Source organism: Microcoleus sp. F4-D5, from assembly GCF_036704885.1.
Taxonomy (GTDB): Bacteria; Cyanobacteriota; Cyanobacteriia; order Cyanobacteriales; family Microcoleaceae; genus Microcoleus.
Window position 1 is genome coordinate 34,695 of record NZ_JAUBSX010000066.1, and the last position, 9,936, is coordinate 44,630.

Below are 9,936 nucleotides of genomic sequence, written 5' to 3' on the forward strand. Positions count from 1 at the left end.
AACCAGGGATCGGTAATGTGGTGGGAGAACGGCGGCCAACGGTGAACCTGTATCAGCAAAACTTGGCGGATGAATTAGGGATGACCTTTCCCGCGATTAATCATTGGGAAAATGCAAACGCTACGACTTCTCGCTTGCCACTCAAGCAAATTTACATCTTGCTGGATGAGTTAGGTAATTTGCTAGATGCAACGCTTTGCGAATGCAGTAAGGGACAGCGAGCAAGATATTTTTCGGATAAGGAGTACAAAGGGTGAGTTTAGAGGGAATCAACAGCATTTTCAGAGATATTCGACTACTTCCCTATGGTGTGGCGACACTCTGCGTGGCTCTGGCACTGGCGCTAACCCGATCGCTTTTACCGTGGCTCTACCCAACCACGATGCCCCTGTTTTTCATCGCGGTGATAGTGAGTTCCTGGTATGGCAGTTTCGGGGCTGGATTACTGGCAACAATTTTATCCACGCTGGCAATCAACTATTTTTTTATTGAGCCTTTCTATTCCTTACACATAGCTAATGTAGAGACAATTGTTCGGCTGGGTACGTTTTCGATCGCGGCAGGATTCATCGCTTCACTCAATCTATCGTGGCGCACTGCTCTAAAAAACGCGAAAGCAGCCTTGCAAACTTTACAGGAGGCAAGGTCGCTAGCACAACAGGCCCAGGCGCAGAGCGAAGCCGCACAAGCTGCGGCGACGGAGGCAAAAGAACAGCTAGAAACGGTACTTTCTAGCATCAACGATGGGTTTTACATCCTCGATCGCGATTGGCGCTACACCTATGCCAACGATCGCTACTGTGAAATGGTTGGAATGCCGCAGTCAGCGATTCTGGGTCAGAACATTTGGGAGTTATTTCCGGCGACAGTTGACACCGATGCTTACGTGCAGTTTCATCGGGCAATGCGCGCACAAACGCCGCTCCAGTTTGATTATTTCTACTCACCTTGGAAACGTTGGCATGACTGTCGAATTTACCCTTCGCCCAGCGGGCTGACCGTTTTGCTTGCCGACATTACCGATCGCAAACAGGCGGAACTCCTCCTGGTCGAGCAGAAACGACTGCTCGAGTCGATCGCCTTCGGGCAGCCGCTAGACGACTGTCTTACAGCCGTGTGTGACTCAGTATCCAGGCTGAATCCGGGTACCCGCGCCTGCTTCCTGCTAGCCGATGCTCAGCGGCTGACGTTTAACAGATCCATTACTCCAGACTTTCCACCGTCTTTTGGTGAAGGACTCAAGGATGCTCCGATTAACGATTTGTGCATTGGAACCTGCGGCGAAGCAGTGTATTGCGGTCAGCCCGTGACCTGCGCCGACATTGCCAACGACGATCGCTGGTCGCAAGCATGGCGAAATTTATGCGTGGCTCATGGCATTCTAGCGTGTCATTCTCAGCCCGTGCTCAGACACGACAATCTAGCTCTGGGGTCGCTGATGCTGTGCTTTAGCGAGGCGCAAAGGCCGACGGATTGGGAATACCAACTCGCCGAGTTCGGCACCCAAGTGGCCAGCATCGCGTTGGATCGCGATCGATCGTTCCAGGCGTTGCGCCAGAGCGAAGAACACAGCCGCAACATTCTGGAGAGCATTGATGATGGATTCTTTTCCCTCGATCAGAATTGGCGTTTCACTTACGTGAATCGATCGGCGGAAATTCTGCTAGACCGCACTGCAAGCGATCTGATTGGGAAGAATTTGTGGGAAGAATTCCCAGGACTCTATGGCAGCGAGTTTGAGGGGGTTTATCGGCGCGTGGCAAACGAGCGCGTGCCTTTATCAGTCACGGCGTTTTATCCGGATCGCGATCGGTGGTATGACGTTCGCACCTACCCTGCCGCGAACGGGATTACGATTTATTTCCGAAATGTTACCGATCGCAAACAGGCCGAGGAGGTATTGGAACAACGAGAAGCAGAACTCCGTTTAGTCACCAATGCCGTGCCTGCCTTGATTTCCTTTGTAGACTCGGACCAGCGCTATCGCTTCAACAATCGAGCATATGAAGAATGGTTTGGACATCCGGCAGCCCAAATCTATGGCCAGCACCTCCAAGAGATGTTAGGCGAAACTGCCTATGAACGGATTCGTCCTTATGTTGAGCAAGTCTTGGCAGGACAGGAAGTGACCTTTGAAACCCAAATTCCCTACAAAGATGGTGGAACCCGCCAGATCGATGCGACCTATGTTCCCCGCTTCAACAGCCAGGGAAAAGTGGAAGGGTTTGTAGCACTGGTCAACGATATCACCGATCGCAAACAAGCCGAAGCCACACTGCGGGAGAGCGAGGCACGGTTCCGGCTGATGGCAGATGCTTCCCCTGTGCTGATTTGGATGGCCCGCACCGATAAACTCTGTTATTACTTCAACGTCCCGTGGCTAAACTTTACGGGACGGACGATCGAGCAAGAAAGTGGCAATGGTTGGACAGAAGGAGTCCACCCCGACGACCTCGATCGGTGTTTAGACACCTATGTGACTGCCTTTGATGCCCGTCAACCGTTCAAGATGGAATATCGCTTGAAACGCTTTGATGGCATATACCGTTGGATTATGGATGAAGCGGTTCCTCGGTACGGATTGGCAGGTGAGTTCTTGGGCTACATCGGTTCCTGTGTTGATATTGAAGACCACAAACAAGCTGAGGAAGCCCTGCGCGAGAGTGAATCCCGCCTCCGCCTGATCTTTGAAAGCGCCAAAGATTATGCCATCTTTACCATCGACCTTAACGGCATCATTGCCAGTTGGAACTCAGGGGCCCAACGGCTGTTGGGCTATACCGAGACAGAAGCAATTGGTTGCCCGAGTCGGACGATCTTCACACCCGAAGATAACGAACAAGGACAAGCCGAGTACGAGATGCAAAAAGCTCTACTGGAAGGACGGGCCGAAGACGAACGCTGGCACGTCCGCAAAGATGGGAATCGCTTTTGGGCCAGTGGATTGATGATGCCCCTGCTTGACGAAGCCAATTGTCCGCAGGGATTGGTCAAAATCATGCAGGACAAGACCGCACAGCGGCAAGCAAGTGAGCGACTGCAATTGCTGTACGAAACTACCCGCGATCTGTTGAATACAGAACAGCCTCTGGCTTTGATGGACGGGCTGTTCCGCAAACTTGCAGTGCAACTCGACCTGCACTCTTACTACAACTTCATGGTGGAAGAAAAAGACAACCGCCCGATGCTGCATTTGAGAAACTATGATGGCATCTCACAAGAAAGGGCGCAGGCGATCGCCTGGATCGAATTAGGGCAATATCTCTGCGGACTGGTTGCCCAAACGCAGCAGCAACTTGTCTTGAATCAAGCCGAACTTTCCACTCATCCGAAAGCTAAAGCCATCTGCGAACTGGGCATCACGGCTTACGCGGGTCAACCGTTAATCGCTCAAGGGCAGTTATTAGGAACGCTCTCATTTGCCAGTCTGACTCGGACGCACTTCACGCCTGCTGAAATCGAGCTGCTGGGCTCTATCTGCGACCAGATCGCGATCGCTCTGGAACGGGCAAACCTGAACGATTCACTCCAGCAGCAAGCGGAACAGCTAAGACAGGCAAATCGGATCAAGGATGAGTTTTTAGCTGTTCTATCCCATGAATTGCGATCGCCCCTCAATCCCATCCTGGGGTGGTCAAAGCTGCTGCAAACTGGCAAGCTGGATGCGGTCAAAACTGCACAGGCGTTAGCGACGATCGAACGGAACGCCAAGCTGCAAACTGAACTGATTGAAGATTTGCTCGATGTCTCGAAAATTCTCCAAGGCAAGCTAAGTCTTAATATTCGTGCAGTCGATTTAGCTTTAACTGTGGAATCGGCGATCGAAACTGTCAATTTGGCTGCTGTTGCCAAATCCATTGAGATTCGGACTGTGTTAGATCCTCAGATCGGACAAATTTTGGGGGATGCGGGCCGTTTGCAGCAAGTTGTCTGGAATCTGGTTTCCAATGCGGTCAAATTCACTTCGGCCGGGGGGCGCGTTGAGGTGAATCTGACTCGTGTTGGCGATCGCGCTCAAATTACGGTGGCGGATACAGGGATTGGCATCGCACCGGAGTTTTTACCCTACGTGTTTGACTACTTCCGGCAAAAAGATGGCGCTACAACCCGCAAGTTTGGTGGCTTGGGATTGGGGCTGGCGATCGTGCGGCATCTAGTGGAACTTCACGGCGGTACCGTGGCGGCAGAGAGCCAGGGTGAAGGGCTAGGAGCTACCTTTACTGTAAGGCTGCCCCTATCACCGAAGGTAAAGGGACAAGAAAACTCTCTTGCAGGATTTTCGGAACGATCGACTGCGGATGAACCGTTATCCGGGATGCGGATACTGGTGGTAGATGATGAGCCGGATATGCGAGACTTGATTTCTTTTTTGCTAGAAGATGCAGGTGCAGAGGTAGTGACTGTTGCTGTAGCTCGAGCAGCCCTCACAGCGCTGGCTAGGTTCCAGCCAGATGTGCTGTTGAGCGACATTGGAATGCCGGGGATGGATGGCTATATGCTGTTGCGGCAAGTGCGAGCCCTGCCGCCAGAACGGGGTGGGCTGATTCCCGCGATCGCTTTGACTGCCTATGCGGGGGAGTTCGATCGACAGCAAGCTTTGCAAGCTGGATTTCAGCGACATCTGGCAAAGCCGATCGACCCGGATGAATTAATTAAGACTATCGCTGCACTTCTGAGCAAGAACACTCATGACCCAGCAAGCTCTCAAGATCGATCCCAAGGATCTCAAACCGATCGAACATCACCAAGCTTTTAAATTGCTCTGGTTAGGCAGCGATGTTTGTATTACAGGAGAATCTACCAATCAATCCGGTTTCTAGTCTAACAGTGCGTAAGTCCTGATAATATAATCACTAATTTGGAGTGTCAAAAAAAGACGATGAGAATTAACAAGCAGCAGCCTAGAATACATATAAAACCTTCCGTGATTAAAGCCATAGCTCTGTTCTTTCTGTGCTGCTTGTTAACTGCAAGTTGCGGACAGGGATCGCGCCGATCGGTGACTGTGAGCGGCGAAAATGCTAATAACCGCATTACTATTGGCACAACTTTGAAATTGCGAACGATCGACCCTGCGGACGCTTACGAAATTATCTCAGGGCAACTGCTGCAAAATTTGGGCGATACTCTCTACACTTACAAGTCGGGAACTACTGAGTTAATTCCCCACTTAGCCACAGCACTTCCAAAAGTTAGCCAAGACGGATTGACATATACAATCCCCTTGCGTCAAGGCGTTATTTTTCACGACGACACACCGTTTAACGCCGCAGCAATGGAGTTTTCCTTGCAGCGGTTTATCAAAAATGGCGGCCGTCCGGCTTTCTTGTTGAGCGATGCCGTAGAATCTGTGAAAGCGACGGGCGAATACGAATTAACTTTTCAACTCAAAAAGCCTTTTGCTGCTTTTCCTTCCCTGTTGACATTTGCCGGTATTTGTGCAGTTTCTCCGAAAGCTTACGAGATTGGAGAGGGTAAATTTAAACCCGATACGTTTGTGGGAACGGGACGCTACAAGTTGGCGAAGTACGGCAGCGATTCTCTCAAGTTTGACGTGTTTGACAAGTATTGGGGAGAAAAACCAGTTAATCAAGGAATTGACCTTTTGCTGCTTTCTAGTCCCTCTAATTTGTTCAATAGTTTTCGGACTGCTGCGATCGATGTGGCTTATTTGTCTCTGGATGCAGACCAAGTTCAAAGCTTGGACGAGGGAGCAAAACAAGGGAAATGGCAGGAAATTGCGGGGGAAAGCAGTACGGTTAGTTACATGACCCTGAATACTAAGTCTAAACCGCTCGACAAGTTAGAAGTGAGACAGGCGATCGCCGCAGCGATGGATCGCCCGCTGATTAACGATCGCGTACTGCGCGGGCAAGCACAACCGCTTTACAGTCTGATCCCCACAACCTTCGACGTTCAAAAACCGGTTTTTAAAGAACTGTACGGCGATGCCAACACTGTAAAGGCTAAGGAACTTTTAACGAAAGCGGGATTCTCGGCCGCCAATCCTTTTGTCCTGCAAATTTGGTATCCTTCAGCTTCTACAAAACGAGCTTTAGTCGCCAGTACGATCGAGGCGCAAGCTAAACTCAAAATGGACGGGATAATGCAGGTAGAAATTAACAGCGTTGAATCTCCGACTTTGTTTCAAAATATAGAGAAGGGGATTTATCCTGCGGTTTTAGTTGATTGGTATGCCGACTTTTTCGACGCCGACAATTATATTCAGCCGTTTTTGGATTGTGCCACGGGTTCGGCCGCCGCGGGCTGTGAAAAGGGTGCCAGTCAAGGTCAGGGTTCGTTTTATTATAGCGATCGGGTAAATCAACTGATCGACAAGCAACGAAAAGAAGCAAACCCTCAAACCCGCAAAGCCCTGTTTGCCGAAATTCAAGATATACTAGGTCAAGATGTACCTTTCGTCCCTCTTTGGCAGGATAAGGACTACACCTTTGCTCAGAAAAATATTACCGGCGTCCGTTTAGAACCGACGCAATCTTTTCCTTTTTGGTTCCTGAAAAAGCAATAATTCTTTACAATTATTTGCCGGAGTTGAAACGTCAATTATTATTGCATATTTTGTACGCAACAGGGTGATGATTGTCACAGTTTATCAAAGAGACCCATCACCCAGCCCTCTCAAAAAATCTGGGATATTATTAAAGACAGATATTGCTGAGGGTAAGTATATGAAATTTGGCATTTTAACAACAACAACAGGCCTGCTGATTGCGCTCGGCTGTGTCTCGGGAGTAAAAGCAGAAAACGTATCACAAGTCAAGCAACTATTAGAAACTAAAAAATGTAGCAAATGTGACTTGACAGGAGCGCAACTTGCTGGTATGAATCTGAGCGGAGTAGATTTGAGCGGTGCGAATCTGCGAGGTGCAAATTTGAACGGTGCAAATTTGAACGAAGCCAAATTGAACGAAGCAAATCTGAAACAAGCTAAATTGCAAGGTGCGAGTTTAATTGGGGCTAAATTGCACGGTGCCAATTTGGAGGGTGCTGATTTGAGCCGCGCTAATCTGAGTCTGGCGGGTTTAGTGATTGCCAGTTTGAAAAATACCAACCTCACCAGCGCTAATTTAATCGGCGCTAATTTAGAAAGTGCCGATTTGGGGGGTGCAAACCTGAGAAATGCTCGCCAGTCTGTAGCGAATTTAGCTAATGTCAGCCTCAGAGGTGGCATTCTGTCGGGAATAGACGTACAAGGAGTCAACTTGCGGGATGCAAATTTGACCGATGCAAATTTGAACGGTGCTAATTTGAACGGTTCGGACTTGACCGGTGCTAATTTAAAGAATGCCAATATGGCGAATGTAGATTTGAAAAACGCTTCTTTGCCGTAGGACGATCGCCAATTGTTATATCAAATTCTGGTGCTTAACAAGCTTAATATAAAAAAAGTGTAGGGGCAATTCTGAAATTGCCCCTACACTTTTTTTAATTGTAGGATTTATCTCGTTTTCGGTCGCTGCGTAGCGTAGATGATTGTTCGGTGTGCGAAGCTTTTGCTTGGCGTCTGCGATTGCTTCATATTTGGGCATCTAGGATCAATCTTCCTCGCGAGCATCTTGGGCGAAGCGGATAATGTCGTCATCGCCGAGGTATTCGCCATTTTGGATTTCAATCATCACCAGGGGAATAACGCCTGGATTTTCTACGCGGTGAGCAGTATTCATGGGAACGTAGGTTGACTGTTTCTGCATGAGAATCGTCTCTTTGTCGTCGCAGATAACTTTAGCAGTACCGGAGACGACAACCCAGTGCTCGCTGCGGTGATAGTGCATTTGGGTGCTGATGTGGTGCCCGGGTTTGACTTCAATGCGATTGATCTTGTAACGATCGCCCGCGTCTATAACTGTAACTTTACCCCAAAACCGGGTTTGTGTGCGATCGTCAGTTTTTTCGATTGTGTCCACTGTTTCCACCATCCTGTTTATCTCGCCAACGGTGTCTGTAAAAATATCTGTAGTTCAAAGTATAGCAGGGATAGGGTAAGTGCGATCGATTTAAACATTACTCCATTAGCCGCCATTCGCGAGCATCCACAAACTGAGACAAATGCCCCACATTTGTTGTAGCAATTACCACCTGATTTCCTTCACTTGCCTCCCATATTGCTTGAGCCGCCAAAATCACATCCCCGTCAAGTGCATTGGCTTCTGCGGTTGGTCTTCCTCTCATTCTTGCTTGCGCCCACAACTGAGCGGCCAAAAGCATTACTTCAGCAGTCAAAGCACGGTATGTAAGGACATTCTTGAATAGGTCAAGTTTTCTGATACCTCTCTCTTTTCCCGCTCGAATCAATTCTCGCCGCACCTCATAGTCAGCAATTTCAGGCAGGATTACCATTTCGCCATTTTGTAGTCAGGAGTCTAGCCAAAGTTGGCATTCCAAATAAGGAGGTTTGGCTTGAGGATTTGTTACCATCCCTAATGGGCTAGAATCCCAAATAATTATTCGGCTCATTGAAACAAGGGTCGATTAGACATCCGATCTTCATTTATCACTTGTTCTAGATATTCCGCAGTTTCTTTTTGCTCTTGTTCGTCATCCTCTTCTCGCCACGATCGCAATAATTCAATTGCACCTTGATTTCTTTGTATCCGTTCCTCCAGCGACAGTTTAGTAATGTCTATTTTCTCAGATGTCTGGGGAGGCTCGGACAATAGGGGCTTTACTGTCACCGTTTCCATAAATAAGCGCATCATCTGAAGTAAATTCGGTCAATATTCTCTGGGAGTTTGCTGAATTATGCGGAGGAATTCCGCAATGGGCTGGCTTAAGGGGCGATCGCTCTCTTTGTCTTCAACCGTAGGAATTCCGGGCGCGGCTTTTACAGTTTCTTGGCTTTCGCTGCTTAAAACTTTTTCTGACATAATTACTTTCTGGAGTTTAGACCAAGACAGAATAAAGAGGTGCATTACTCGAGATTGAATGCACTCAAAAATGAGCGAGCGAAAACTTCTGATTAAGGGGACTTTTTGGCGGTCTTTCTCGGTCGAGAAAACCCTTTTTTGACCACAGGATATCGAATCCTACGCCGTCGCTTGCGCCCTTTAGTCCAACCAGGAGATTTACCTCGAAGTTTGGGAGGACAAGCCGGTGTACAAAACGCGGGCTAAAATGCTCCCAAAAGATTGAGCTACCCGCCCAGGAGTGAGTTTGACTTGAGATTTCTGCTTGCAGGAGAGGACGCTGTGCGACAAGCTGACGGGTCAACCATAATTGCCAAGTAACAATCGGCATTAAATCGCTCCATCGATCGCGTTGATCGGGTGTACTTAATGCAGGAACTGTCCAAGGTCGACGATTTTTGGCTTGCGCGATACCAATGGTCGATCGCAAACCTTCGCAAATAGAGCCGCCAAACTTCTGTGACAGTCGGCATAGATAATCCAGTAAATGCCAACCACATCGGCTTAGAAATCCTGGTAAACTCATCGGTCGTCAGTCGTTCCACCAACAGAACGGACATCGGATGAGCAGGGGATAAACGAAAATGGTAATTGTGCCAAACCTGCACTCGCACTTTCCCCAATGTTGGGTCATCCATCTCAATTTGTTGTACCGGGGAACTCCAAGTCATTGGGTCGTTGAGTTTGAATTTATCGCCATGAACCTTGGGTCTGCCTCGACCGACCTAGGCAGCAGGTCTACCCCACAAACATAAATTCGAGCGCAAACGCATCAATTTATCGACCGGAAATTCTGCGGTTTGATTGACAAACGGCGCACAACCGCATTCGCTATCCCACAAGGATAGTGCTCTTGACGGCAAGTGAGAACTCGCGCTCGATAATTGCTGAACAGAAGAGAGAGATGGGACTATCCCAACTGGTAATTCTCTCGTGTAATACCATTTTTCTAAAGTTATGCTAGAGTTACCTGAAAAGTAAAGGAGAATATTAAAATGTCTGGGCGTCCTCA

The 9,936-nt window shown here is 48.6% G+C and carries 10 protein-coding genes; 4 read left to right on the plus strand and 6 right to left on the minus strand.

The genetic code is table 11. The annotated features are described in order from the left end of the window. Positions 1 to 17: 17 nt before the first annotated feature. The 4 genes from QUA80_RS24975 (at position 18) to QUA80_RS24990 (ending at position 7,352) form a co-directional block, all read left to right on the plus strand. Positions 18 to 257: a hypothetical protein gene (locus tag QUA80_RS24975; protein WP_333427697.1), complete on the plus strand. Its 240-nt coding sequence runs from the start codon at positions 18 to 20 to the stop codon at positions 255 to 257. Next, positions 254 to 4,756, plus strand: coding sequence for a PAS domain S-box protein (locus tag QUA80_RS24980; RefSeq protein ID WP_333427698.1), 4,503 nt, complete (start codon positions 254 to 256; stop codon positions 4,754 to 4,756). Before QUA80_RS24975 ends, QUA80_RS24980 begins: the two co-directional genes overlap by 4 nt. A gap of 123 nt (positions 4,757 to 4,879) precedes the next feature. Continuing rightward, positions 4,880 to 6,529: an ABC transporter substrate-binding protein gene (locus QUA80_RS24985; protein ID WP_333427699.1), complete on the plus strand. Its 1,650-nt coding sequence runs from the start codon at positions 4,880 to 4,882 to the stop codon at positions 6,527 to 6,529. A gap of 160 nt (positions 6,530 to 6,689) precedes the next feature. Further along, entirely contained in the window at positions 6,690 to 7,352 is a 663-nt protein-coding gene (locus tag QUA80_RS24990) for a pentapeptide repeat-containing protein (protein ID WP_333427700.1), read from the plus strand. Between the two features lie 204 nt (positions 7,353 to 7,556). Here QUA80_RS24990 and QUA80_RS24995 read toward each other — a convergent pair whose 3' ends face one another. From QUA80_RS24995 to QUA80_RS25020, 6 genes are all read right to left on the minus strand, one after another. Then, entirely contained in the window at positions 7,557 to 7,937 is a 381-nt protein-coding gene (locus QUA80_RS24995; protein ID WP_445302293.1) for a cupin domain-containing protein, read from the minus strand. A gap of 85 nt (positions 7,938 to 8,022) precedes the next feature. Further along, positions 8,023 to 8,358: a nucleic acid-binding protein gene (locus QUA80_RS25000; RefSeq protein WP_333427701.1), complete on the minus strand. Its 336-nt coding sequence runs from the start codon at positions 8,356 to 8,358 to the stop codon at positions 8,023 to 8,025. A 113-nt stretch (positions 8,359 to 8,471) separates the two neighbouring features. Further along, on the minus strand, positions 8,472 to 8,717 hold the full coding sequence (locus QUA80_RS25005) for a hypothetical protein (RefSeq protein ID WP_333427702.1): 246 nt from the start codon (positions 8,715 to 8,717) through the stop codon (positions 8,472 to 8,474). Between the two features lie 15 nt (positions 8,718 to 8,732). Then, entirely contained in the window at positions 8,733 to 8,885 is a 153-nt protein-coding gene (locus QUA80_RS25010) for a hypothetical protein (protein ID WP_333427703.1), read from the minus strand. 266 nt (positions 8,886 to 9,151) lie between these two features. Then, complete coding sequence (locus tag QUA80_RS25015) at positions 9,152 to 9,595, minus strand: hypothetical protein (RefSeq protein ID WP_333427704.1); 444 nt, start codon at positions 9,593 to 9,595, stop codon at positions 9,152 to 9,154. A gap of 54 nt (positions 9,596 to 9,649) precedes the next feature. Continuing rightward, the coding region (locus tag QUA80_RS25020) for a hypothetical protein (protein WP_333427705.1) at positions 9,650 to 9,936 on the minus strand (287 nt) is incomplete at its 5' end.